This window comes from Streptomyces sp. NPDC004065 (assembly GCF_044903565.1).
Taxonomy (GTDB): Bacteria; Actinomycetota; Actinomycetes; order Streptomycetales; family Streptomycetaceae; genus Streptomyces.
Window position 1 is genome coordinate 15557 of the sequence record NZ_JBJDQT010000024.1, and the last position, 23388, is coordinate 38944.

Genomic DNA, 23388 nt, shown 5'->3' on the forward strand with positions numbered 1-23388 from the left:
TCAGGTTCCGTTCGCGGGATCCCCCTCCCGGGGGTCCGCCTCGGCGGCCTCAGGGGCGGAGCGGGACCGGGTGGCGTCCTCGCTCTCCAGACCCTCCAGCGGATCACCGGCCGAAGTGCCTCGCTCGGGCTGGTAGCCCTCCTTGGCGCTCGCCGTGCCCGGCACCGTGCGGTCCCGCGGCAGGCTCTCGCCCCCGGAGTGCGCTCCGGGCTCCTCCTCGCTGCGCGCCCGCTCACAGCCCTTCGCCGCGCGCTCGTCGTGATCGGTCATGCCCGTGCCTTCCCTCGCAGGTGTGTGACGCCGCCCGGGTTCCCCGGGCAGGCGGCGGAAACAGCAACAGCCTGGGGAAACACCCAGGGACCGGCGCCGCCGCGCCGTGACCACCTCCGGCTCGCCGTCACCGCCGCCGACCCGCCGTCACCGCCGCCGGCCGGCGGTCAGGAGGTCCGGCCCTTGTGTCCCGGGATGTCGACGGCGTCCCGCCTGCCGACGTTCTCCTCCAGTTCCGCCTTGGACAGTGCGGGGTGGTGCAGGTCGAAGGCGGGGGACTCGCTGCGGATCACGGGCATCGTCTCGAAGTTGTGCCGCGGCGGCGGACAGGACGTCGCCCACTCCAGGGAGCGGCCCCAGCCCCACGGGTCGTCGACCTCGACCTTCTTGCCCTGCTGCGCGGTCTTCCACACGTTGTACAGGAACGGCAGGGTGGACAGGCCCAGCAGGAAGGCGCCGATGGTGGAGACGGTGTTCAGGGCGGTGAAGCCGTCGGCGGCCAGGTAGTCCGCGTAGCGGCGGGGCATGCCCTCGGCGCCGAGCCAGTGCTGGATGAGGAAGGTGGTGTGGAAGCCGACGAACAGCGTCCAGAAGTGGATCTTCTCCAGGCGCGGGTCCAGCATGGTGCCGGTCATCTTCGGCCACCAGAAGCTGAACCCGCCGAACATCGCGAAGACGATGGTGCCGAACAGCACGTAGTGGAAGTGCGCGACGACGAAGTAGCTGTCGGTGACGTGCCAGTCCAGCGGCGGCGAGGCGAGGATGACGCCGGTCAGGCCGCCGAAGAGGAAGGTCACCAGGAAGCCGACCGCCCACAGCATCGGCGGCTCGAAACTGAGTGAGCCCCTCCACATGGTGCCGATCCAGTTGAAGAACTTCACGCCCGTGGGCACGGCGATCAGATAGGTCATGAAGGCGAAGAACGGCAGCAGGACGGCACCTGTGGCGAACATGTGGTGCGCCCACACCGTCGCCGACAGGCCCGCGATGGCGATGGTGGCGCCCACCAGGCCCATGTAGCCGAAGATCGGCTTGCGGGAGAACACCGGGATGATCTCGGTGACCACGCCGAAGAACGGCAGGGCGAGGATGTAGACCTCGGGGTGGCCGAAGAACCAGAAGAGGTGCTGCCACAGGATCGGCCCGCCGTTGGCCGCGTCGAAGATGTGGGCGCCGAACTTGCGGTCGACCTCCAGCGCGAGCAGCGCGGCCGCCAGCACGGGGAAGGCCAGCAGGACGAGCACCGAGGTCAGCAGCACGTTCCAGGTGAAGATCGGCATGCGGAACATGGTCATGCCGGGCGCGCGCATGCAGATGATCGTGGTGATGAAGTTGACCGCGCCGAGGATGGTGCCGAACCCGGACAGCGCCAGGCCCATGATCCAGTAGTCGGCGCCCACATAGCCGCTGCGGGCCTCGCCGCTGAGCGGCGTGTAGGCGGTCCAGCCGAAGTCCGCGGCGCCCTGGGGGGTGAGGAAGCTGGCGAGGACGATCAGCCCGCCCAGCAGGAACAGCCAGTAGGACAGCATGTTGAGCCGGGGGAAGGCCACGTCCGGGGAGCCGATCTGCAACGGCATGATCGCGTTGGCGAAACCGGCGAACGTCGGGGTGGCGAACAGCAGCAGCATGATCGTGCCGTGCATCGTGAACGCCTGGTTGTACTGCTCCGTGGACATGAACTGCAGTCCCGGCCGGGCCAGCTCCGCCCGGATCGCCATGGCCAGCAGCCCGCCGAGCAGGAAGTACACGAAGGACGTGATCAGGTACAGGTGCCCGATCTTCTTGTGGTCCGTGGTCGTCAGCCACGCCACGATCACCCGGCCCTTGCTCCGGCGCCCCTCCACCGGCACCAGTGGGGCCGGCTCCGTCTCCACCGTCATCACAGTCCTCGAATCCCGGGAAATGATCGAATACGTCAGATGGTGTTCAGCCTGTGTGGCCGGAGCGGCCGACGCGCGCGCATCCGGCCGAACGGTCCTCGTGTCGAGGGGGTGCGTAACCAGAAAGGGCTACTTCAGTCCCTCGTGCGACGCCTCGTCACCGAACGTCACCGGGGGACGGTTCGCCGGCGGCGGGGCGCACCGGGAGCGAGGTGGTCCCTCGCCGGACCGTGCTGACCCGCGTCGCCGTGTGGGATGCTCGACAGGTGACGCCACAGGAGCAGCCGTTCCCGCGGGGGACGGCGCCCGCCCTGTCTCCGCTGGCCAAGGTGGTCGCGCGCCAGCGGGCGGAGATCGTGGACCTCCAGCGGGTCGCGGCCCTGCTGCCCGTGCTGGAGCGGGCCAAGGGTGCGGTCATGGTCCAGGAGGGGTGTTCGGCGCAGGAGGCGTACGAACTGCTCCGGGCCCGCTGCGCCGCCGCCGAGCGCACGCTCGTCGAGGAGTGCTGGCTGACGTTGGGCGCCATCCGCCCGCTGCGCGGTCGCCGCGGCGCCGTGCGCGGCACCGCCGGCCCCGCCCGGCGCGGCCCCGTGGGCGCTGCCGCCGTCCCCGAGGACCTCGAAGTCGTCGACGAGGGCTCGGTGTTCGACTCCGCCCGTTATCTGGCCCCCGCCGGACCGGGCACGGGGTCCGGCTCCTCCGCGTCCGCGGACGACGCCGCCCCGCTGCTGGGGCGGCTGGGCCTGAGCCTGGCGACCGTCGGCGGCACGCGGGACCTGGCCCACTGCCTGCTGGACGAGCTGTCGGGCGGAGCCGGGGCCGACGCCGTGCTGATCTACGGCGCGACCGGCGACGGCCCGCGGCTGACCGGATACGCGGGCATCGACGAGGTGGAGGCCGAGCGGTGGCACCGCGGGGCCGCCGGCGCCCGGGGCACGGACGGCGATCCGCTGCGGCTGCGCGCACCGCTGTGGGTGCGACGGCGCGCGGCGGAAGAGCCGCGTGTCCTGCCCGACGGCGCCGGGCGCCGATGGCCCGTACGGGCCTGGCTGCCGGTGGACACCGGTGGGCAGGTCGAGGAGGTCGTCACCGTGCTGCGTGGTGAGGACCGGGCGTTCGCACCCGCCGAGCGGCTCCTGCTCGGCGCGGCGGTGCAGTTGTGCGCGGGGCGCATGACGACCCTCGACGCCGTCCCCACGCCGCGCGAGCGGCCCTCGGTGGACTCCGTGCAGCAGATCTTCGACGCGCTGCCGGGCTCGGTGGTCCTGCTGTCCCCCGTGCGCGCGCCCGACGGAACCCTCGAGGACCTCACCATCCAGGCCGCGGCGCCCGACTCCGAGGACATCGCCCACCGCAAGGGGCGCCGGCTCGTCGGCCAGCGGGTGCTGGAGTGCTATCCGACGATCGCCGGCACGGAGCTGTGGAGGGCCTACCAGGAGGTCCTGGCCACCGGCCGGCCGTTCGCGAGCGAGCCGTTCACGTACGAGGAAGTGGTGGCCGGCATCCCCCGCCACTCCACCTTCTCGCTGCGGGTGGCCCGGCTCGGGGAGCACCTTGTGGTCTCCTGGATACGGCACGACGTGGCGGCCCGGCAGGAACAGCGCCTCACCGCGCTGCAGCGCCTGGGCAACCTGGGCTGGGCCGACTGGAACCTGGTGACGGACTCCATCGCCTGGTCCCCCTACGCGTACGCCATCTTCGAGCGCGACCTCGGCTCGGGCCCCATGCGCCTGGAGGAACTGCCCGAGCACGTACTGCCCGAGGACCTGCCCGCCCTGACCCGGGCGGCACAGCGGCTGCTGAGCGACGGCGCCCCCATCGACCAGCCCTTCCGGATCACGGTCCGGGACGGAGTGCGCCATCTGCGGGTCGTCGCCGAGGCCGTCACGGACGCGGACGGCACCCCGCTGGAGGTGCACGGGTTCTTCCAGGACCTCTCCGGTCAGCGCGACGCGGAACTCGCCCTGCTCAGCAGCGAACGGGCCGTCTCGGCCCAGCGCGGCATGCTCCAGGCCGAGCGCAGGATCGCCGCCCGTCTGCAGCAGGCCCTGCTTCCGCTGCCGAGCGGCCCCGTCATGGTCGCCGGGCTGTGGACCAACGCCCTCTACCATCCGGCCGAACGCGGCATCAGCGTCGGCGGCGACTGGTACAGCGCCATAGAACTGCCGGACGGGGACGCGCTGTTCGTGATCGGCGACGTGATGGGGCACGGCATCAACGCGGTCGCGACCATGGCCCAGCTGCGCTTCACCGCCAAGGGCATGGTCATCACCGGGTCGGGTCTGACGGATGCCCTCGCCAGGCTGAACGCGCTGCTGATGCATCTGGACGCGCCGGCCGGCGGACACACCACGGCGACCATGATCGTGGCCCGCTACCGTCCCGCCGACCGCACACTGACCTGGGCGCAGGCCGGCCACCTGCCGCCGCTGCTGGTCCGCGACGGCAGGGCCCGCACCGTCGAGCGGCCCACGGGCATCCTCCTCGGCGCCACCGACGCCCCGGTCTTCCGGGAGGCCACCCTGCGGCTGCGGGAGGGGGACCAGCTCCTGCTGTTCACGGACGGCCTGATCGAACGCCGCGGGCAGGACCTGCGCACAGGGCTGGACACCCTGGCCGGCGCGGCGGCGGACGTCCTGGAGCACGGGCGGTCCGAGAGCCTCGCGGCCCTGCACGCCTCCCTCGCCCACGCCGAGCGTCCCGACGACGTGTGCGCCCTGCACATCAGTCTCCCGACGGCGCGCGCGGCAGCGGACCGGCCCGAGGCTCCCGCCGCACCGGCCCACGGCTGACGGCTGCCGGCGGGGGCTCAAAGGCTGGGGCCGGCTCAGGGCCTGGGGTCGGTGCGCTGCCAGCGCGGCCGGGCGTCACTGCCGCGGCGCCCGGCGACGGAGGCGCAGCGCGGACACACCCGGCGCACCCGGTCCGCCGCGCCTCCGCTCTCGGGGAACGTGTCGGTCCAGGCGACGTGGGAGAAGCGGACCAGCTGCGAGCGGCTCAGCGACAGACCGCAGACGGTCTGGTTCGTCCCGGGCTCCCAGGCGTGCACCTCCCCCGCGGGCAGCCTGCGGCGGCCGTCCTCCTCGTCGGTCCACTGTCCGGAGGCGGCTACGGCGTACTGTTTCCTGCGGGCCATCGTCACTGCACCGTCCTGCACGGGTATGCGTACAGCCTCCCGCGTGCCCGGATCCCGCTCGCCCAAGCCCCGGCAGCGCCCGGCGGACGGCCTCCGGCAGCCGCCCGTCGGCCGGTCACCGCACCGGACAGCGCGCCGCCTCCCGCAGCTGGACGGCGGGCTCCGCACGAGCACCGCACCCTCCAGGGCGGCTGAGCCGTGGCCGTCGCGGCGCGCCCGCGACCAGAGGGCCGGCCCGTGCTCCGCGCCGCCGCGCACGCGACGCCGTGCCCGTCCCCGGGCGGTTGGCCTTTGGCGCGCCTGGCTGTGAATATGGCCCAATGGATGCGGCCGTTCCAGCCGAAGTGCACGTCACACACGACGACCGGATGTCCCGGATCATCGTGCGCGGCGAGGTGGACCACGAGGACTCCGAGGACCTCCAGGACGCCTTGGCGGCCGCCGACCGCGCCGGTCTGCCGACGACGGCCGTGGACCTCTCCCAGGTCCGCTTCGCCGACAGCATGCTGCTGAACGCCCTCCTGGAGGCGCGGCGCCGGCACGACGCCGACGGCCGCAACCTCGTCCTGCTCGGCCCCCTGCCGCCCCCGGTCAGCAGGCTGCTGACCCTGAGCGGCACCGCCGACCACTTCACGGTCACCGACGCGGACCCGGGCGGGGAAACGTCACACCATGAGGGCGACGGCAGCGGGTAGGCGACGACGGATCGGCACCGACGATCACCAACCGGAAAGTGCACTCCCCTTCGTCAGAAGAGACTTCCATGGTCATCCCGCTTATGAAGCAGGCCGCGGATGAGCACCACCGGACCGTGCCCGTGCGCTACGTCGCGGTGTGGGACACCGCGGGCACGTCCATCGCCGACACCCGGCACGCGGTACGTACCCTGCTGGCCCGGGCCGGGCACCGGCCCACCGACACCGCCGGCCAGGACGCCCAGCTCGTCACCAGCGAACTCGTCACCAACGCGCTGCGCCACGCCCCCGGCCCGGGCGGGCTCGTGCTGGAGCTGTCCCCGGACGGCGCGTTCCTGCGGATCACCGTGCGGGACAGTTCCCCGCGCCCTCCCCGGCCACTGCCGCAGGACGCGCGCCGCGTCGGGGGGCACGGACTGCACCTCGTCAGCCGGCTCTGCGACCGCTTCCGCACGGTCCCCCTCCCCGACGGCAAGCAGGTCGTCGCCGAACTCAGCCTGCGCAAGAGCCCGTTGACGCCGTCACGCTGACACCGCACGCCCTCGGACGCGGTCACCCGGGTGGCCGCCGGGCGATTGGGCCGGATGCCGGACGCCCGGCCGGGTACCCGACGGCCCGGCACGGTCCGTCCGTGCCGGAGCGTCGTCGCGGTGACAGTGAGGGAGACCCAGATGAGCGGCCACCTGCCGGACTCCTCGTCAGCAACCGGATCCTCCGGGGTGGTCGGGGGCCGCTACCGGCTGGGGCCCCTGCTCGGCCGGGGAGGCGCGGCCGAGGTCCGCGAGGCCATGGACACGCGCCTCGGCCGGCGGGTGGCGGTCAAGCTGTTCGTACCGCACCTCGGGCATGGCTCCGAACAGCGGTTCGCCCAGGAGGCGCTGCTCCTGGCGCGGCTGGACCACCCCGGCCTGGTCACCGTGTACGACGTGGGCGTCCACGAGGGGCGCGCCTATCTGGTCATGCGGCTGATCGAGGGTCCGACACTGCGCCGACTGCTGTCGGCCGGCCCGCTGCCCGCGCGGCGCGTGGCCCGCATCGGGGCCGGCCTGGCCCGGGCGCTGGCCCATGTGCACGCGTCCGGCATCGTGCACCGCGACGTCAAACCCTCCAACGTCCTGCTGAGCGGCTCGGGCACGCCGTATCTGACGGACTTCGGGATAGCGCGCCCGGTGGACGCCACCCATCACACGGCGTCCGACGTGCTGCTGGGGACCGCGGCCTACGTCGCCCCGGAGCAGGCCCTCGGCAAGGAGGTCGGGGCCGCCGCCGACGTGTACGCCCTGGGTCTCGTCCTGCTGGAGTGCCTGACCGGGCGGCTGGAGTACGAGGGGACGGCCCTCGAGGCGGCGCTGGCCCGTCTCCACCGGCAGCCGGAGATCCCCGGCTGGGTCCCCGGCCCGCTGGCCCGCCTGCTCGGCGGCATGACGGCGCTTCAGGAGGCGGCGCGACCCGATGCGGCGGAATGCGCCCGCGTCCTCGCGGACATCGCGTCCGATCCTGCGGTGCACCCGGCCGGGCCGCCGGCCACGGCACCGCTCACTGCACCGCTCACGGCGCCGGCCGCCGGCGCGGGGCAGGGAGCGGAGTACGCGGCGGAGTCGGGAGCGGTCCGGTGGTCCGCCGGGACGCGGGTGTCGCGCCGCCTGGCGGTGGGCACCGCGCTGGCGGCGCTGTCGGCGGCGCTGGGGGCCGCCGTCGCCGTGGCTCCGCACGCCGGCGGCGACAGCGGAACGCGGGCCGCCGCGGGCGCGCACACCCCCGCCACCACCCCGGCACCGGCCAGGAGCGGCTCGCCCGCGGCGCGCCGCCCGCCCGCCGCTTCCTCCGCCACCACCGCGACCGGCACGCCGTCCACGTCCTCCGCGCACCCCGCCGGACCGGCCGGCGGGCGGGCCGGCGGGCGGGCCGGAAGGACCGCCCGCGTCAGGGAGGCGGCCGGCGACGTGACGCGGAGCGCGGCGGAAAGGGGCGACGGCGACCGCCGGCAGCCGCGCGCCCACGGCGGGAAGGGAGCGCGCCCGAACCCCCACGCGGCCGCCCGCGCCACTGCGCACGGCCGCGGGAAGGCGGGCGGGCCCGGGAAGGGGCCCCGGTGACAAGCGGTCCGGGACGACGCGGGGTCACCGCGCCGGGGCCGGCCCACCGGCCCGCCCGGTCGACGGGCCATCGGGCTCATCCTGGCCCGTCGCACCCGCTGCCCGGAGCGAACAGCGGCAGGGTGCCGGTGAGCCGGAGTACACGGTGCACCACGGGGCTCGCGGTCCGTACGGTCACGGTCTTGCCGTCGCGCAGCGCCCTGCGGCGCACGTCCAGCAGCACGTTCAGGGACGAGCACTCCCAGAAGGTGACCTCCTCCATGTCGAGGTCGATCCCCCGGTCGCAGGTGTCCAGGGCGTGGGTCAGCGTCCGGTCGACGGTGTCCCGGCAGTCGTAGTCGAACTCGCCCCGCAGCCGTACGCGCACGCGTCCGGCCTCGGCGGCGGCCCCGACCGTCAGGCGGCCCGCGGCGCCCGCGGTGTCCGCGACGGCCCGGACGGGCTCCTCCGCTCGCGTCACCGGCCTTCTCGTCCAGGCACGCTCGGCCACGACGGCCTCATCCCAGGGCACCCGTCCGTCCTTTCTCGCGGATCCCTCACCGGAACGTCCATACACGCGACCCCGTACACGAAATATATGTCATGTATTAGGCGTCGGCCAAGCCCTGACCTTAGGATCCCCTCATGGTTGGAGTACCTGACCCGCACAAAGGATGGACGTTCGTCACCAACCACGCCCGTGTGCTGGCGGTCGTCGCCGACGACCCCCACGTCCGCGTCCGCGACATCGCCGCCCGTTGCCGGCTCACCGAGCGGGCCGTCCAGCGGATCCTCGCCGACCTCGAACGGGACGGCTATCTGTCCCGCAGGCGCGAGGGGCGTACGAATTCCTACCGGATCGAGCCGGGAAAGGTGCTGCGGCACCCGGCCGAGGCCGGCCTCACCGTGGCCTCGCTGCTGTCGCTCCTGGTCCGGGCCGACGCGCGGCGCGGCGCACCCGAGCCCTCCGGCTCCTGAGAACCGATACCGGCCCCTCGCCCGCGCCGGCGGGCCCCTGCGCAGTCCCCGCGCCGGCCCGGCCGCCCGCGACCGTGCCGCGCGGTGCGCGTGCGCGGGCGTGCGGGTCTCTCGCACGTCCGTGTGCCCTCGCCGGACCGTCCGGGGCGGCGCCAGCATGGAGGGCGGCCGCCGCCGGGGCAGGTGACCGGTGCGCGGTGCCGCGGATGCTGTCGGGGCCCCGAGCGTGAGGGGCCGCGGGACGAGGGAGGGGACGACGCGATGGCTGTGGTGCTGTCGATGCGGTGGGCCGGGGTGACTCCGGAGCAGTACGACGCGGTGCGTGACCTGGTGGGCTGGGAGGAGAACTGGGCGGACGGCGGGGTGCTCCACGTGGCGTGGTTCGAGGAGGGCGCGCTGCGCGTGGTCGACGTGTGGGAGAGCCAGGAGGACTTCGAGCGCTTCTCGCGCGAGCGGCTGGAGGCGGGCGTGACGAAGGCGGGCCTGACCGGAACGCCGGAGGTCGCCTTCCACCCGCTGCACCGGCGCATGGTGCACCCCGGGGCGACCGGCGGGGCGTCCTGAGCGAAGGGCGGTGCCGGTCAGGCCGGGCCGGGCGGGCCGGCCGGGACCCGTCGGTCAGGCCGGGCCCGTGGCCGGAGCGCCGGTGCCCGCCGGCGCTCCGGCGGGCGGACGGCTCGTGCGGCGTCCGCCTCGCGCCGGGTCGCTCATGCGGGCGCGCCGGGGGCGGGAGCGCCCCGGGCGGGGCGGTCGCGCAGCACGGCGGCGCCCTCGCGGAGCAGCTTCACCGCGCGGGGGAAGTCGTGCAGCAGGCCCGCCAGGATCTCCAGGCCGGTCACCATGGAGTGGGCCGGGACGTGCCGGACCTCGAGGATGTCGGCGGTCCAGGTGAGGAAGGCGGTGAAGACGTCGGCGTCGTCGGCGTAGAGGGCGGTGGCCAGGAAGTCGACGATGTGGGCGACGTCCTCCGCGGTGCGCTCCCGCTGGGCGTCGTCGTAGCCGCGCATCGCGGGGAAGCGGTCCTCCAGCTCGGCCAGGGTCTCCTTGACGAGCCGGGCGCGGGACTGGACGACCATCGTGTACTCCTGGTCGGCCAGGTGCGGCAGGTCCTCGGACGCCTGGCGGATCGCCGCCGGACGCGGCCGGGGAAGCCCCTGTGCCAGCGTGGCCGCCGCGCCGCGTGCGTCGGCCGCCCACCGGTCGGCGCCCAGCGCCAGGGCGAGGCGGCCGTCGGGGCCGAAGGCGCGGCCGCCTGCCAGGACGGGCACGCCGACGGCCTGGCAGGCGGTGATGGCGGTGTGGGCGGCCGGCAGATGGGTGGGGAGCGACCCGGACAGCAGTACCGCGTCCGGACTGGTGTGGTGCAGGTGTGCGACCAGGTGCGGGGTGGGCGTCTGCGCGCCGAGGTAGTCCACCTGCCAGCCGCGCAGCCTCAGCACCTCGGCGACGAGCCGGGCGGGGAAGGCGTGCCACTCGCCGTCGATGCAGCTCACCGTCACCCTCCCCCGCTGCCCGGCGGGGCGTTCGCCGGGCGGCCGGCGGTGGGCGAGGAAGGCGACGACCCGCTCGTTGATGGCGGTGGCGGCGTGCTCCTGGGCCACGGTGATGCGGTTGGCCGCCCACTCGGCGCCGACCTTCTCCTGGACGGGGGCGATCACGTCGAGCAGCAGGGCCTCCTCGTCCAGTCCGGCGGCCAGCGCCTCGTGCACGACGTCGACGGCGGCGTACTCGTCGCCGGCGGCCACCGCCTGCCAGAGCCGGTCCCGCGGACCGGTCGTCGCGGTCCGGGCGTTCACACGTTCCTCCTGGTGCTCGTCCTGCCGCCCTGCCCGTCGATCACCGTCAGCGCGGTGGTCCTGGGTGCCCCGATGGCCACGGCGGCCATGTCGTCGTGCCGGCCGGAGCCGATCCACTCGGACGCCAGCATGTGGACCCGTTCCACGACCGCCTCCGCCGGCATGCCCGCGCACTCGCCCAGGGCGCGCCGCAGTCGGTGCTCGCCGAAGAGTTCCTCGCCCAGTGGGCCGCCGCGTGCCTCGGTGATGCCGTCGGTGTAGAGCAGGCAGGTCTCCCCGGGCGCCAGTTCGGTCGTCACCGAGTGGGCCCTGACCCGCGGGAGCGCGCCGACCAGGGTGCCGGTCGTGGGCACCTCCTCCACCGTGCCGTCGCTCCGGACGATCAGCGGGGGCAGGTGTCCCGCGCTGGTCAGCCGCAGCCGCACCCGGCTGCCGCGACGGCGCACGGAGGCGAGCACCAGGGTGGCGAAGCGGCCGTGGTGGGAGGCGAGCAGGGCGCCGTTGAGCAGGTTCAGCACCCGTTCGTGGTCCGTGGCCAGCGGCAGCAGGGCGTGCAGCGTGTTGCGGATCTTGCCGGTCAGCACCGCCGCGTCCAGGCCCTTGCCCGCGACGTCCCCGAGGACGACGAGGGTTTCCGCGGCGGGGTCGGCGCCGGGGTGGACGTCGTAGAAGTCCCCGCCCACCCGCTCCCGGTCCTTCGCGGCGCGGTAGCCGCCGGCGTACTCCACGCCGTGCACGCTGCTCAGGGCCGGCGGCAGCAGGTCCCGCATCAGCGTGGCGGTGATGGCGGCCTGCTCGCTGTACAGATGGGCGGCGGAGAGGGCGGCGCCGGCGCGGGCGGCGAACAGGCGGGCGAAGACCTCCTCGCCCTCGGTAAAGGCCTGGTCGGTACTGGAGCGCAGCAGGATCAGCGCGCCGGTGGGCAGTCCGTGACCGGGCAGCGGGGTGACGATCACGGAGCCGACCGGGCCGCTCAGGCCCTCCGGGATCACCCAGTCGGGTATGTCGTCGGGGTTGATCCAGCGGGCCGGCACGGGCGGGAAGCCCTGCAGCGCCTCGGTCAGACCCGGCACGCCGGCCGCGTCCACCGTGCGGGTGAGCCGGGTGACGGGCCCGCCCCGGAGGGCGTAGGTCAGCGGGTGGCGGCGGCCCTGGGCGGGCGCGACGAGCACGGCGGCCTCGGCGAGGTGTTCCGCGGCCATCGAGGCGGCCACCTCCATGCACCGGGGCACGTTGAGCGTGGACAGCAGGGTGCCGGAGACCTCCGCGAGGATCTCCGACCTCTTGCGCACATGGGTCAGCGCGGCCTCCGCCGTACGCCGGCCGGTGTCGTCGACCAGCCACCACACCACGTCACCGTCGGCGCGCGGGGTCGGGTGCGCCTCGAAGTGGCGCTCCGCGATCCGCCCGGTCACCGGGCCGGCGGCGGAGCCGGGTCGGTCGACCGCGTGCCGGTGCGCGTCCGCGAGCCAGGAGGGCACCCGCTCGTGCAGCCGGTCGCCGCTGCGTGCGCCGGGCAGCAGCAGCCGGGCCGCCTCGTTGACGCGGACGAGGCGGCCGTGCCGGTCCGCGACGAGCACCGGGCAGGGAGCCTCGGTCCAGGTCGCGCCGACGCCGGCGTCGGCGTCCGACGGCTGGGCGGAGGTTCCGCGAGTAGCTGTCACAACCGGAGGCACGCGGAGTGCGCCTCCCACCACCTTCCTGCTGGGGAGAACGGATGTCCTGGGCAACCGTCCCCCATCCACCCCCGCGGGTGCAAGCCGCCCGGGACCGGCCCGGCGGCCTGCCGGTGCGCCCCGGGCCGCGGTCCGGTTCAGGTGGCCGGCCACGGGCGCCCGTCCGGTGGCCGTCCCGGTGGCCGTCCCAGCGGCCGTCGGGTTCAGCCGGCGGGTGTCGTGTTCGGCCGGGCGGTGTGGTGCGGGTGCCCGTGGGTGCGCCGCTTCTCCTTCAGTTCCGCCTCGAACAAGTGGTCCTTGCCGTCGGCCAGTTCCTGGCGGGCCGCGGCCTCCACCGCCTTGAACGGTTCGTAGTAGGTGGCGTTGTAGGCCTCGACGATCTGGAAGGTCCAGTGCCCCGGAATCACGTTGCGCCCCAGGATCTCGTCCCGCACACGCTCGGCCCACCGGGGCTGGCCGGCTTCGCGCAGCAGCTCCACCGCCCGGTCCAGTTCGAAGTCGGCCCCGCCGGTGAGCTGGTGGAACGCGTACAGGTGGCCGCGGGCCCGCTCCGTCGTCTCCAGCGCCTTCGACAGGGCGCCCAGGGCCTCCACCATGGTGTCGGAGAGGCCCTCGGGCCGCTGATGGGCCCGGTCGGGGCCGTCGTGGTGGTCGTTCATGCGACTAAGAGTGTCCCCGCCGGCGAGGTGTGACACCCACCGGTTCGGGCGGCGTCGCGCGTGTCCCCGGCCGCGGGGCGAACCCACGGCCGGGGACACGTGCCCTCGCGGAGCCCGCCGCGCTCGCGCCCGCCCACGGGCCGGCGGCCGGCATGTCGCCGCGGTCGTGAAGGCGGTCGTGAAGGCGGTCGTGAAGGCGGTCGTGAAGGCGGCCCGGCCTACGGCCATTGTCGCGCCGCGGTCGTACTCTCGGCCGGGCCCGCGTCCTTCGTCGCGCCGGCCGCGGTCAGCTCGCGGCCGGGCCCGCTTCCTTCGTCCCGGACAGTTCGACCAGGAAGCGGTGGCAGCGGGCCGCGCGTTCCGAGTCCTGCTCCATGACTCCGCGGAAGAATTCGGCGATCTCCGGCTTGTCGGCGTTCTCCGCGTCGCGTACGTACTGCCCGTAGTCGTGCCCCGCCTTCAACGAGTGGTACTGGACCGAGATGAGGTCGAACGCCACGTCGCTGAATCCGGTCTCACCGGTGGCCATGGATCCTCCAGGGGTGCTCGGTGCTCGGGAACGATCGGGGTCCGGGTATCTCCCTCCCGGCGGCTGAAACGGGGGGCGTGCCGGTCATCCGGGCAGCCGCACGGCCAGCAGGGCGATGTCGTCGTAGTCGGCCGGTCTGACCCGGCGCAGCAACTGGTCGGTGAAGGACGGCAGGAAGCGGTGGGCGAGGGCGGCGGCGTGCTGGCGCAGACGGTTCAGGCCCTCGTCGAGGTTGTGGCCGGGCGCCTCGATCAGGCCGTCGGTGTAGAGCAGCAGGGTGGACCCGGGCGGCAGCACGACGGTGGCGTCCGGGCGCGGCAGGCGGGTCCCGGTGCCCAGGAGCATGCCGTGGCCCTCGGTGAGGTAGGAGGCCAGGCCGTCCCGGGTGACCAGCAGGGGCGGGGGGTGGCCGGCGTTGGTCCAGGACAGCTGCCACTTGCCGTCGTCCGCCCGGGTCAGCCGGGCGAAGATCAGGGTGGCCATGGAGACGTCGGTGATCGGCATGATGGCCTGGTCGAGGCGGTCGACGATCCGGCTGGGGGGTTCCTCCTGCGACCAGGCGTAGGCGCGGAGCATGTTGCGCAGCTGGGCCATGCCGGCGGCCGCCTCCAGGTCGTGGCCGACGACGTCCCCGATGGCGAGGGCCGTGGCGCCGTCGGGCAGGGTGAAGGCGTCGTACCAGTCCCCGCCCACCTGTGAGGCGTCGGGGGCGGGCAGGTAGCGGACGGTCATCTGGAGCCCGGGGACCTGCGGCATCTGCGGCAGCAGGTGGTTCTGCATGGTCTCGGCGACCTTGCGCTGGCGCTGGTAGAGGCGGGCGTTGTCGAGGGCCAGGCCGGCGCGGCGGGCGATGTCCTCCAGCAGGGGCAGGTCGGAGGGCGTGAAGTCTCCCGGCTGCTCGGCGCGTCCCAGGGTCAGGGCGCCCAGGACCTCCCGGGTGCTGCGGAGGGGCGCGATGACCGCGGAGTGGATGCCGGTGACGTCGAACAGGCGGCGCTGTTCCACCGCGATGCCCGAGTCCGGTGGCTGCCGGTAGGTCTGGGGGCCGGCCAGGGTGGAGGCGACCCCGCGCAGGGCGCGCGAGAGCGGCATCGGGGACTCCTGCGGGATCGGCGGCATCGGGCCCTGCAGATCCTCGCGGTGCACCAGGGTGTCGCCCTCGGCGTGGACCACGGACGTGCGCCAGACCTCGTCGCGCTCGGTGATCAGGTCGACGACGGCCCAGTCCGCCAGCCGGGGCACGACCAGCTCCACCAGCCGGCTCAGCGCCTCGTCGACGTCGAGCGTGGAGGTCAGCCGCGTGGTGGTCTCGGCCAGCAGGGCCAGCCGTTCGAGTTCGGTCAGCGACCCGGCGGGCCGTTCCGGGTCCGGCCGCGCGTCCGTGTGGGCGGCGGGCTGTCCGGTGTGGAACACGACCAGCGTGCAGGCGGTGCTGTCGCCGGTGACGTACGGGGTGATCAGCCAGGACACCGGCACGACGGAGCCGTCCGCGCGGGCGAAGTACTCCTGAGCGCCCTGCGCCGGCCGGCCGGCGTGGAACGCCTGCCGCAGGCCGCACTGGGTCCGGGACAGCGGCTCCCCCTGGGGCGAGCGGTGCAGCAGGTCGTGCGCGTCCTGGCCGACGAAGTCGGCGGCGGCCCGGTCCAGCAGTCGTTCGGCCCGGCTGTTGACGGCGAGGATACGGCCCTCGTCGTCGACGACGTAGGCGCCCGCGCCGATGTGCTCGAGCACCCCGGCCGGCGACTCGGCGGAGGATGCCGGGGACCGCCGCCTCGTGCCGTCGCCGTCCGTGCCCTCGGGCCCCGTCATGTCCTCGCCTCCTCCACGGGCGGACAGGGTGCCCGCCGCTCCGGTTCCTCACGGGACAGCCTGCTCGCCCGCGTTCTCCCCATGCCTTCGGCGGCCGGTGTCCGCCCCGTCCGCCGACGATGATCCCCCGCCCGGTGCGCCGCGCGCCAGCGGGACGGCGGGCGGGGGCCGGACCCGCGGGGCGGGGCAGGGCGGAGGAGCGGCGAGCCGCCCCGGGCACCCGCTCACCGGGGCCGGTCGGTCGGCGCCCGGCCGCGGCTCGGTCGGTCAGGGCGTCCTGAACCCCGGTGGACGGTGCAGCAGCGTCCTGAGCGCGGCGTCCGCCGCCGCCCTCGTCCTCGCGGAGTCGGTCAGGACGTTCAGGGACAGGGTGACCTGTCGGGTGTTGTCCGCCGTGGTGTAGGCGAACGTGGTGTAGCCGGGGGTGCCGCCGGTGTGGCCGTAGGCCGTGCCGAAGGAGGGACCGGTCAGACGGCTGAGTCCGAGGCCGTAGGCGGGTCCGCCGCGCAGGGGCCGGACGGCCCGCATGGCGTCCAGCTGGGACGGTGGCAGCAGCCGGCCACCGATCAGCGCCCGGAAGAACAGGTTGAGGTCGTGGGCGGTCGAGACGAGCGAACCGGCCGTCGACGCGTAGGACATGTTCTGCTCGGTGGCGTCGGCGAGCGGGGAACCGGCCGGGCCGATGGGCAGGTAGCCGTGGGCGTGCGGGCCGGCGATGCGGACCGAGCCACCGGGGAAGTATGTGTGGCGCAGTCCGAGGGGCGCGATGACCCGGTCGGTGATCTCCTTCTCCGCGCTCTGGCCGGTGACCTTCTCCAACAGCCTGCCGAGCACGACGTAGTTGGTGTTGGAGTACTGGCCGGCGCTGCCCGGGGCGAACTCGGGGGCGTGCCGGAAGGCCGCGGCCAGCAGTTCCCCGGGCGTCCAGTGCCGGAAGCGGGTGCGGTAGAGCTGTGCGAGGCCGCCGTGCCACAGCGCGTCGGTGTAGTCGTGCAGTCCGCTGCGGTGGCCGAGCAGGTCCCTGACGGTGATGTGCCGTCCGTCCGGCACCACGTGCGGGAGGTAGCGTTCGACGGGTGCGTCCAGGCGCACCCTGTGCTCCGCGACGAGTTGCAGCACCGTGGTCGCCACGAAGGTCTTGGTGACGCTTCCGGCACGGAACCGGGCGTCGGCGGGCGGGAGTCCACGGTGCCGCAGGTCGGCCCGTCCGGCAGTGCCGGTCCATGTGCCGTGGGCGTCCCGCACTTCGGCGACGACACCGGGCACGCCCGTGGCGACGACGGCGTCGAGGGCCCTCTGCCATGCGGGGTGGCCGGCACCGGGCCGGTGCGCGGGGTCCGCCACTGCCGCACGCGTGGCCAGGGTGGCGAAGGCCCCGGGCGGAGCCTTCGCGGAAGCCGGTATGGAGGTGGCGGGGCCCGGTACGGCGAGGGCGGGGGCCACCGCGGGGAGGGTGAGCGCACCGGTCACCAAGGTGACGGCGGCGAGCCTGGGCAGGCGCATGGGGGACCTTCCGGATGCTGGGGTGCTGGGGCGGTCGGGTGGTTGGGCGGTGGGATGGCCGGGCGGTCGGATGGCCGGGCGTCAAAGAGGGGGGCGGCGGGTCCGGTCCGGTCGACGGGGTGCCGGCAGGCCGGGGGCGGGTGTCAGTGTGCGCGGTGACGGCCACCGGGGATGACGACCGGGCGGCGCGCGGGGCCGCCCTGCGTGCACTGGGACAGCCGGTGGGTGTGGCTCGTCAGGGACACGACCGTGCGCAGTGCGTCACTCACCGGCGTGATGCTCAGTCGCCGTCCGCGCCGTTCGGCACGTTCCTGGGCGTGCACGAGGGCGCGCAGCCCGGCCGCGTCGACGAAGGACAGCCCCGAGGCGTCGACCGTGACGCCGGAACCCGCCTCGAGGCAGAAGTCCAGGGCGGCCTGCACCGCCGGGCCCGTGGCGAGGTCGAGTTCTCCACGCAGACGGCAGACCAGGCCGTGGTGGGGCCGGGGGCCGGGCGTGAGCGTGATGCTCAGGTGCGGTGCGCAGGGCCAGGAGTGCGGGACGGGCGGTTGCGGCTGGAGGACGAGGGGGGTGGGGCAGCTGAGCACGGGGGTGGTCATCGGGTGATTCCTGGAGGGGTCGGTGAATGGTGCCGGGTGTCGGCGTGCTGCGTCGACGTGCTTCAGCTTCCGCCGCGCCGGCCTGCACGCGCATCGGCCGCGGCGGCGACCGGCCGGGTCGTCCGTGCGGAGGACCCGGCGACGGCGCCTCCTGCCTGACGGCGGAGGGGGTGTCGGCCGCATCACCCCTGCCCCGCCGCCGGGCGCGCCGGAGGGACGGGACACCGGGCGGTGGCGAGGATGCGTCCGCGAAGGGCGCGGGGTGGGCCCAGGCAGGGCCCGGGGTGGGCTTGGGGTGGGCTTGGGGTGGGCCCGGGGAGGGCGCGGAAATGCGCGCGAAGGGCGAGGGAAGAGGGCGCGCTGGGGCGCGGAAAGGGGCGCGGCGTGCGCGGAGGCTCAGAGGGGGGCGTCGGCGGCGAGCGTGGGCACGGCGGTGGCCGCTGCCCTGGTGAGGCCGTTGGTGCCGGTCGTGCGGAACCTCGCCCGGTAGCTCCCGGGGGTGATGCCGAGTTCCCGCTGGAAGGCGCGGCGGAGGGTCTCCTCCGAGCCGAAGCCCGAGCGGCGGGCGATCACGTCCAGCGCGTCGGTGCCCGACTCGAGCAGGCCCTGGGCGGCCTCGACGCGTATCTGCTCGACGAACCGGGTCACGGTCACCCCGGCCTCCGCGCGGAACAGCCGGGTCAGCTGACGCACGCTCACTCCGGCCCGCCGGGCCACGGCCTCCAGGCTGTGGTCGGCGGCGGGGTTCGCGGTCACGTCGTCCAGTACCTGCCTGACCAGCTGGTGCCGGGGCTGCCGGGCGGCCTGGCGGACGCTGAACTGGGACTGGCCGCCGGGCCGGGCGAGGAAGACCACCAGGTACTTGGCGGCGGCCCGGGCCACCTTCGGGCCGTAGTCCTCCTCGACCAGCGACAGCGCCAGATCGATGCCGGAGGTGACCCCGGCCGAGCTGATGATCCTGCCGTCGCGCACGAAGATGGAGTCGGAGTCGACCTGCACGCGGGGGAAAGTGCGGGCCAGTTCCGGGGCCAGCATCCAGTGGGTGGCCGCCCGGTGCCCGTCGAGGAGTCCCGTGGCCGCGAGCGGGAACGCTCCGGCGCACACCGCGGCCACCCTGCGGGACAGTCCGGCCAGGCGACCGATGCCGTCGATCAGGGCGGCGTCCGAGACCGCGGCCCGCCAGTCGGCGCGGCCGGGGACGATCAGGGTGTCGACCCTGCCCGTGATGTCCTCCAGGGCCGCGTCCGGCGCCAGCCGGGCGCCGGCCGTGGTGCGGATCAGCCCGCCTCCGGGTGAGGCGGTCAGCAGCCGGTAGCAGGCGCCCCGGTCGTTGGCCGCGGCGAAGACCTCCAGCGGGCCGGTGACGTCCAGCAGTTGCACGCAGTCGAAGAGCGCCATGACCACCAGGTGGGTGCGGCACCCCTCGCCGGGCCTGTCCATGGGGAAATCCTGCTCCCGCCCCTCGTCCGCGGCAAGGCGGTCACTGCTCTTCCGCCGGGCCGTCGCCGCGGGGCGGCACGGCGCCGCTCCGTTCCCCGGGCGGTTCGGCGCCGGGCGGACGGGGGCCCTCGTCCGCCGGACGGCGCCCCGCGTCATCCGCCGGACGGCGCCCCGCGTCATCCGCCGGACGGCGCCCCGCGTCATCCGCCGGGCGGTGCCCCGTCGCGACGGGCCCCGGGGGCCGCTGGGGGCATTCCGGCCGGGTGCTGCGGAAGCGCGCCCGGTACGCGCCCGGTGTGATGCCCAGGTCGCGCTGGAAGGCTCGGCGCAGCGTCTCGGGCGAGCCGAATCCGCTTCTGCGGGCCACCGTGTCCAGGGGATCGGTGCCCGACTCCAGCAGGCTCCGCGCCGCCTCGACGCGGATCTGCTCGACGAAGCGCCCGGCCGTGGTGCCCGTCTCCCGGCGGATCAGCCGGGTCAGGTGGCGCACGCTCACACCGGCCCGTTCCGCGAGCGCCCCCAGGCTGTGGTCCGCCTCGGGGTCGGCCGTCACCGCGTCCAGCACCGCACGCACCGTGGCGCTCCCCCGGTAACGTGCCCGCAGCCGCACGCTGAACTGGGACTGCCCGCCGGGCCGGGCCATGAAGACCACCAGGTACTTCGCCACGGCCCGCGCCGCCTCCGCCCCCAGGTCCTCCTCCACCAGCGACAGCGTCAGGTCGATGCCCGCCGTGACGCCCGCGGAGGTGACGACGCGGCCGTCCCGGACGAAGATCGCGTCCTGGTCGACGCGCACCGCCGGGTAGTGGGCGGCCAGGTCGCCGGTCAACTGCCAGTGGGTGGCCACGCGCCGGCCGTCGAGCCGACCGGTGGCCGCAAGCGGGAAGGCTCCCGCGCACACGGAGGCCACGCGGGAGGCCGCGTCGGCGAGCCGCGTGAGCTGTCCGACGAGCTCGCGGTCCGACACGGCCACCCGCCAGTCGGGGCGGCCGGGGACCAGCAGGGTGCCGATCCGCCCGGTGCACTCCTCAAGGGCCGTGTCGGCGGCGAGCCGCAGCCCGGACGTGGTCCGTACGTCCTTCCCGCCCGGGGAGGCGGTCAGGACCCGGTACCGGCCGCCGTGTTCGTTGGCCGCCGCGAGGACGTCCAGCGGTCCGGTGACGTCCAGGGCCTGTACGCCCTCGTGGAGGACCATCACCACCAGGTGAGGGTGCGGGCGCGGGCCCTGGCCGGCCGGGCCGTTCGACGTGCTCATGCTGCAAGGCTCGGGCCGCCGCCCGGCAGGGGGCAAGGACGGAACACCCTCGGATCCGGCCATGGCCGGTCCGGACGGCCGCGGCGGTGAGCGGGCACGAACGAGTGACGTGCGGCGGGCCCCGGGCCCGCCGGGTTCGGGACCCGCCGGGTTCGGGACCCGCCGGGTTCGGGACCCGCTCAGGACCCGTGTCGCTCAGGACCCGTGTCGCTCGGGACCCGCGGCGCTCGGTGCCCGCCGCGCTCAGGCCCCGCCCGGCCCGTGAACCGCCCGCCTCAGCCCGGGCCAGTGGGGCCGGCCCGGCAGGCCCGGCAGGCCCGGCAGGCCCGGCAGGCCCGGCAGGTCAGGCAGGCCCGGCAGGTCAGGCAGGCCCGGCAGGTCAGGCTCGCGAGAGGGACGCGAGGACTTCCCTGGCCGTGGTGGTGCTGGACTGGGGGTTCTGGCCGGTGATCAGGTTGCCGTCGGTGACGACCGTGTCCGACCACGGCGCGCCCGTCTTCACCAGGGCGCCGCGCTCGGCGAGGCGGGTCTCCAGCAGCCACGGAGAGGCGTCGCCGAGGCCGCCCTGGTACTCCTCGTCGTTGGTGAAGCCGGTCAGGCTGCGGCCCGCGAAGAGGAAGCCGCCGTCGGCCTTCGTGGCGCTGAGCAGGCCCGCCACGCCGTGGCACAGCGCGGCGACGGTCAGCCCGCTCCGGTCGGCGTCCGCGAGGAGGGCGCCCAGGACCGGGTTGTCGGCCAGGTCGGCCATGGGGCCGTGGCCGCCGGGCAGGTACAGCGCGTCGTAGTCGGCGGCCCTGACCGTACCCAGGTCGAGCGGCGCGTCGAGGGCGGCCGCGAGGGAGTCCAGGTAAGCGCGGAACCGGGCGCCGTCGGCGGGCTGCACACCGCCGCGCTCGTCGAGCGAGATGGGGTCGACGGTGGGGCGGACGCCGCCCGGGGTGGCGATGTCCACCTGGTGGCCGGCGCCGGCCAGTACCTCGTGCGAGGCGACGACCTCCTCGGCCCAGTAGCCGGTGGGGTGCGCCGTGCCGTCGGCGAGGGTGAGGCTGTCGGCGGCCGAGATGATCATCAGGATCTTCGCCATGGAAGGTCTCTCTTCCCTTTCGGGTCTTCAGTGGTGACGCCTCCACTTTCCATCGGAATCACGGTGACGTCCCGCGCCTGCCATAAGTTTCGTTATGGCAGGCTGGTTGCGTGTACGACCTCGATCTGCTGACGAGTTTTCTCGAGATCTACCGCCGGGGTTCGCTGACCGCCGCCGCTGCCGCGCTCGGCGTGTCCCAGCCGGCCGTCAGCGGGCAGCTGGCCCGTCTCGAGGGCCGGCTGGGACAGGTGCTGTTCGAGCGGTCGCGGCGCGGAGCCGTGCCGACTGCGCGCGCGCACGAACTCGCCCGGCGCGTCGCCCCCGCGCTGGACCAGCTGCGCAACGCACTGGCCGAGGACGCCGACGCCGAGGTCCGCCAGGGCCTGGTACGGCTCGGCTCGGCGGGCGAGTTCACGGCCGCCCGGCTCATCCCGGCCCTGGCCCCGCTCACCCACGGCGGCCTGCGGCTGCACATCACCCTCGGCCTCGCCGAACCGCTGCTCACCGCCCTCGCCGAGGGGGAACTGGACCTGGTGGTGTCCGCCATCAGACCCCCGGCCGGGCTGCGCGGGCTCGCCGCCGTGCCGTTCGTCGACGAGGAGTTCGTCCTGGTGGGAACCCCCACCACGGCCCGGTCGATCGACCCCGAGTGGCTGGCCGAGGACCCCGTGGCCGCCCTGGCCCATCTGCCGCTCGTCGCCTACGGCGAGGAACTGCCCATCGTCCGGCGGTACTGGCGCAGCGAGTTCGGCCGCCGCCCGCCCAACGCGGTCTCGGTCGTCGTACCCGACCTGCGGGCGGTGCTGGCCGCCGTCACCGCCGGCGCCGGCATCTCCGTACTGCCCCGCTACCTGGCCGATCCCGCCTTGGCGGCCGGCTCCCTGGAGGTGCTGCACCACACCCGGATCCAGCCGCTGAACACCATCTACCTGGTCACGCCGTCGGGCCCCCCGCAGCCCGCCGCCGCGCTCGTCCACCGGCACCTGCTGGAGCAGGCCCGCACCTGGGGACCACTGTGACGGGGACCGCCCGCCGTGACGGGGATCGGGGATCGGCCGCTGCGACGGAACGGCCGCGTTCCGCGGAGCACGCGGCCCGCTCCGTGCCCCCCGTGCCGGTGGCCGGCTCCCGCAGGTCGTACGGGCTCCTCGGATCACCGAGGGCAGCCGGCGCCACGGCGCCCTCGGACGGCGGGACGCCGCGCGGCTCACCCCGTGCGCAGAAGGCCGGTGACCAGGTGGGCGAGCTCCTCCCAGGCGGGGGCGGGCAGGTCGCGCAGCGCCGTCCGGCGCAGTGCGCGCAGGGTGTCCTCCGCGCCGTCGGCGGGAGCGGCGGCCGGGGCGGGGCACAGGGCGCTCTCGCTGAGCACGTCGTGGCCGTCGCGGACGGCGACGCGCAGCCGGGTCCGCCCGCCGCCCTCGTCGTGGAGGGCCGCGGCGACGGCCAGGGGCACCGGCCCGCCGGCCTCGCCGGGCTGCTTGCGGTACCGGCTCGCGACGGGTTCGCTCCAGTGCAGGCTCAGCAGCAGCGGCCGTTTGGCCAGCACCTCGGCGAGGTCGGTCTCACGGACGCCGTCGCTCTCCAGCACGGTGGCCCGGGCGTCCAGGACGAGAGCGGCGGGCAGCAGGCAGCGCAGGGTGCTGCCGACCAGGTTGCCGCCGACCGTCGCCGTCCGCCGCACGGCCCCCGTGCCCACCGCGGCGGCGGCCCGGCGCAGGGCCTCCGGCACCCGGTCGTCGATACGGTGCAGCACCACCGCGGCGCCCAGCGCGCCGCGCCCGATGACGTTGGCCTCCGGCAACTCACGCAGGGACATGGCCTGTTCGGGGAAGCCGTCGCGCTGCCAGTGCGCCCAGACCAGCGTGGCCCCGCCAATGGGCACCGCACCCTGGTTCAGGCATTCCTGGGCTTCCGACAGGGACCTGGGCAGACGCAGCAGCACCGCAACCGACCTTCCTTCGCGGGGAGTTGGGCCCGCGGACGCGGGGCACATCGGCCACCGGC

General features: G+C 74.9%; 22 protein-coding genes. 7 read left to right on the forward strand and 15 right to left on the reverse strand.

Annotation, left to right across the window (positions count from 1 at the left end):
- Complete coding sequence (locus ACI2LW_RS23610; RefSeq protein WP_404733205.1) at positions 1-270, reverse strand: hypothetical protein; 270 nt, start codon at positions 268-270, stop codon at positions 1-3.
- 167 nt (positions 271-437) lie between these two features.
- Positions 438-2150 carry a cytochrome c oxidase subunit I gene (ctaD, locus tag ACI2LW_RS23615; RefSeq protein WP_404733206.1) on the reverse strand — a complete coding sequence of 571 codons (1713 nt, stop codon included), beginning with the start codon at positions 2148-2150 and terminating at the stop codon, positions 438-440.
- A 266-nt stretch (positions 2151-2416) separates the two neighbouring features.
- On the opposite strand from ctaD, the gene ACI2LW_RS23620 reads away from it, so the two are divergent.
- Positions 2417-4942 (forward strand): SpoIIE family protein phosphatase, encoded by a 2526-nt coding sequence (locus ACI2LW_RS23620; protein ID WP_404733207.1) that lies wholly within the window; start codon positions 2417-2419, stop codon positions 4940-4942.
- Positions 4943-4977: 35 nt separating this feature from the next.
- On the opposite strand, the gene ACI2LW_RS23625 is transcribed toward ACI2LW_RS23620, so the two are convergent.
- Entirely contained in the window at positions 4978-5286 is a 309-nt protein-coding gene (locus tag ACI2LW_RS23625) for a hypothetical protein (RefSeq protein WP_404733208.1), read from the reverse strand.
- Between the two features lie 320 nt (positions 5287-5606).
- Here ACI2LW_RS23625 and ACI2LW_RS23630 point away from each other — a divergent pair, with 320 nt between their 5' ends.
- The 3 genes from ACI2LW_RS23630 (at position 5607) to ACI2LW_RS23640 (ending at position 8077) form a co-directional block, all read left to right on the forward strand.
- Positions 5607-5981 carry an STAS domain-containing protein gene (locus tag ACI2LW_RS23630; RefSeq protein ID WP_404733209.1) on the forward strand — a complete coding sequence of 125 codons (375 nt, stop codon included), beginning with the start codon at positions 5607-5609 and terminating at the stop codon, positions 5979-5981.
- A 68-nt stretch (positions 5982-6049) separates the two neighbouring features.
- Positions 6050-6511, forward strand: a complete 462-nt coding sequence (locus ACI2LW_RS23635; protein ID WP_404733210.1) for an ATP-binding protein — start codon at positions 6050-6052, stop codon at positions 6509-6511.
- Between the two features lie 141 nt (positions 6512-6652).
- Positions 6653-8077: a protein kinase gene (locus tag ACI2LW_RS23640; RefSeq protein WP_404733211.1), complete on the forward strand. Its 1425-nt coding sequence runs from the start codon at positions 6653-6655 to the stop codon at positions 8075-8077.
- A gap of 76 nt (positions 8078-8153) precedes the next feature.
- Here ACI2LW_RS23640 and ACI2LW_RS23645 read toward each other — a convergent pair whose 3' ends face one another.
- The gene (locus ACI2LW_RS23645; protein WP_404733212.1) at positions 8154-8588 is read right to left on the reverse strand and encodes an STAS domain-containing protein; all 435 of its coding nucleotides are present in this window, start codon (positions 8586-8588) and stop codon (positions 8154-8156) included.
- A 113-nt stretch (positions 8589-8701) separates the two neighbouring features.
- Here ACI2LW_RS23645 and ACI2LW_RS23650 point away from each other — a divergent pair, with 113 nt between their 5' ends.
- Together ACI2LW_RS23650 and ACI2LW_RS23655 are read left to right on the forward strand one after the other, a co-directional pair.
- A complete protein-coding gene (locus ACI2LW_RS23650; protein ID WP_404733213.1) occupies positions 8702-9034 on the forward strand; it encodes a helix-turn-helix transcriptional regulator in 333 nt (110 codons plus the stop codon).
- A 261-nt stretch (positions 9035-9295) separates the two neighbouring features.
- On the forward strand, positions 9296-9598 hold the full coding sequence (locus ACI2LW_RS23655) for a hypothetical protein (RefSeq protein WP_404733214.1): 303 nt from the start codon (positions 9296-9298) through the stop codon (positions 9596-9598).
- Positions 9599-9741: 143 nt separating this feature from the next.
- Here ACI2LW_RS23655 and ACI2LW_RS23660 read toward each other — a convergent pair whose 3' ends face one another.
- The 10 genes from ACI2LW_RS23660 to ACI2LW_RS23705 form a co-directional block, all read right to left on the reverse strand.
- The gene (locus ACI2LW_RS23660; protein WP_404733215.1) at positions 9742-10830 is read right to left on the reverse strand and encodes a B12-binding domain-containing protein; all 1089 of its coding nucleotides are present in this window, start codon (positions 10828-10830) and stop codon (positions 9742-9744) included.
- Complete coding sequence (locus ACI2LW_RS23665; RefSeq protein ID WP_404733216.1) at positions 10827-12494, reverse strand: PP2C family protein-serine/threonine phosphatase; 1668 nt, start codon at positions 12492-12494, stop codon at positions 10827-10829. The genes ACI2LW_RS23660 and ACI2LW_RS23665 overlap by 4 nt, the downstream gene beginning before the upstream one ends.
- A gap of 215 nt (positions 12495-12709) precedes the next feature.
- The gene (locus tag ACI2LW_RS23670) at positions 12710-13165 is read right to left on the reverse strand and encodes a hypothetical protein (protein ID WP_404733217.1); all 456 of its coding nucleotides are present in this window, start codon (positions 13163-13165) and stop codon (positions 12710-12712) included.
- Positions 13166-13451: 286 nt separating this feature from the next.
- Positions 13452-13694: an acyl carrier protein gene (locus ACI2LW_RS23675; RefSeq protein WP_404733218.1), complete on the reverse strand. Its 243-nt coding sequence runs from the start codon at positions 13692-13694 to the stop codon at positions 13452-13454.
- A gap of 84 nt (positions 13695-13778) precedes the next feature.
- A complete protein-coding gene (locus ACI2LW_RS23680) occupies positions 13779-15503 on the reverse strand; it encodes a SpoIIE family protein phosphatase (protein ID WP_404733219.1) in 1725 nt (574 codons plus the stop codon).
- A gap of 267 nt (positions 15504-15770) precedes the next feature.
- On the reverse strand, positions 15771-17006 hold the full coding sequence (locus ACI2LW_RS23685; protein ID WP_404733220.1) for a serine hydrolase domain-containing protein: 1236 nt from the start codon (positions 17004-17006) through the stop codon (positions 15771-15773).
- A gap of 143 nt (positions 17007-17149) precedes the next feature.
- Positions 17150-17605 carry an STAS domain-containing protein gene (locus tag ACI2LW_RS23690; protein ID WP_404733221.1) on the reverse strand — a complete coding sequence of 152 codons (456 nt, stop codon included), beginning with the start codon at positions 17603-17605 and terminating at the stop codon, positions 17150-17152.
- Between the two features lie 396 nt (positions 17606-18001).
- The gene (locus ACI2LW_RS23695; RefSeq protein ID WP_404733222.1) at positions 18002-19045 is read right to left on the reverse strand and encodes a GlxA family transcriptional regulator; all 1044 of its coding nucleotides are present in this window, start codon (positions 19043-19045) and stop codon (positions 18002-18004) included.
- A gap of 40 nt (positions 19046-19085) precedes the next feature.
- The gene (locus tag ACI2LW_RS23700; RefSeq protein WP_404733223.1) at positions 19086-20300 is read right to left on the reverse strand and encodes a GlxA family transcriptional regulator; all 1215 of its coding nucleotides are present in this window, start codon (positions 20298-20300) and stop codon (positions 19086-19088) included.
- Between the two features lie 379 nt (positions 20301-20679).
- Positions 20680-21384 carry a type 1 glutamine amidotransferase domain-containing protein gene (locus ACI2LW_RS23705; RefSeq protein ID WP_404733224.1) on the reverse strand — a complete coding sequence of 235 codons (705 nt, stop codon included), beginning with the start codon at positions 21382-21384 and terminating at the stop codon, positions 20680-20682.
- A gap of 110 nt (positions 21385-21494) precedes the next feature.
- Here ACI2LW_RS23705 and ACI2LW_RS23710 point away from each other — a divergent pair, with 110 nt between their 5' ends.
- Positions 21495-22403 carry a LysR family transcriptional regulator gene (locus ACI2LW_RS23710; RefSeq protein ID WP_404733225.1) on the forward strand — a complete coding sequence of 303 codons (909 nt, stop codon included), beginning with the start codon at positions 21495-21497 and terminating at the stop codon, positions 22401-22403.
- A gap of 188 nt (positions 22404-22591) precedes the next feature.
- Here ACI2LW_RS23710 and ACI2LW_RS23715 read toward each other — a convergent pair whose 3' ends face one another.
- The gene (locus ACI2LW_RS23715; protein ID WP_404733226.1) at positions 22592-23326 is read right to left on the reverse strand and encodes an FAD binding domain-containing protein; all 735 of its coding nucleotides are present in this window, start codon (positions 23324-23326) and stop codon (positions 22592-22594) included.
- Positions 23327-23388 lie beyond the last annotated feature (62 nt).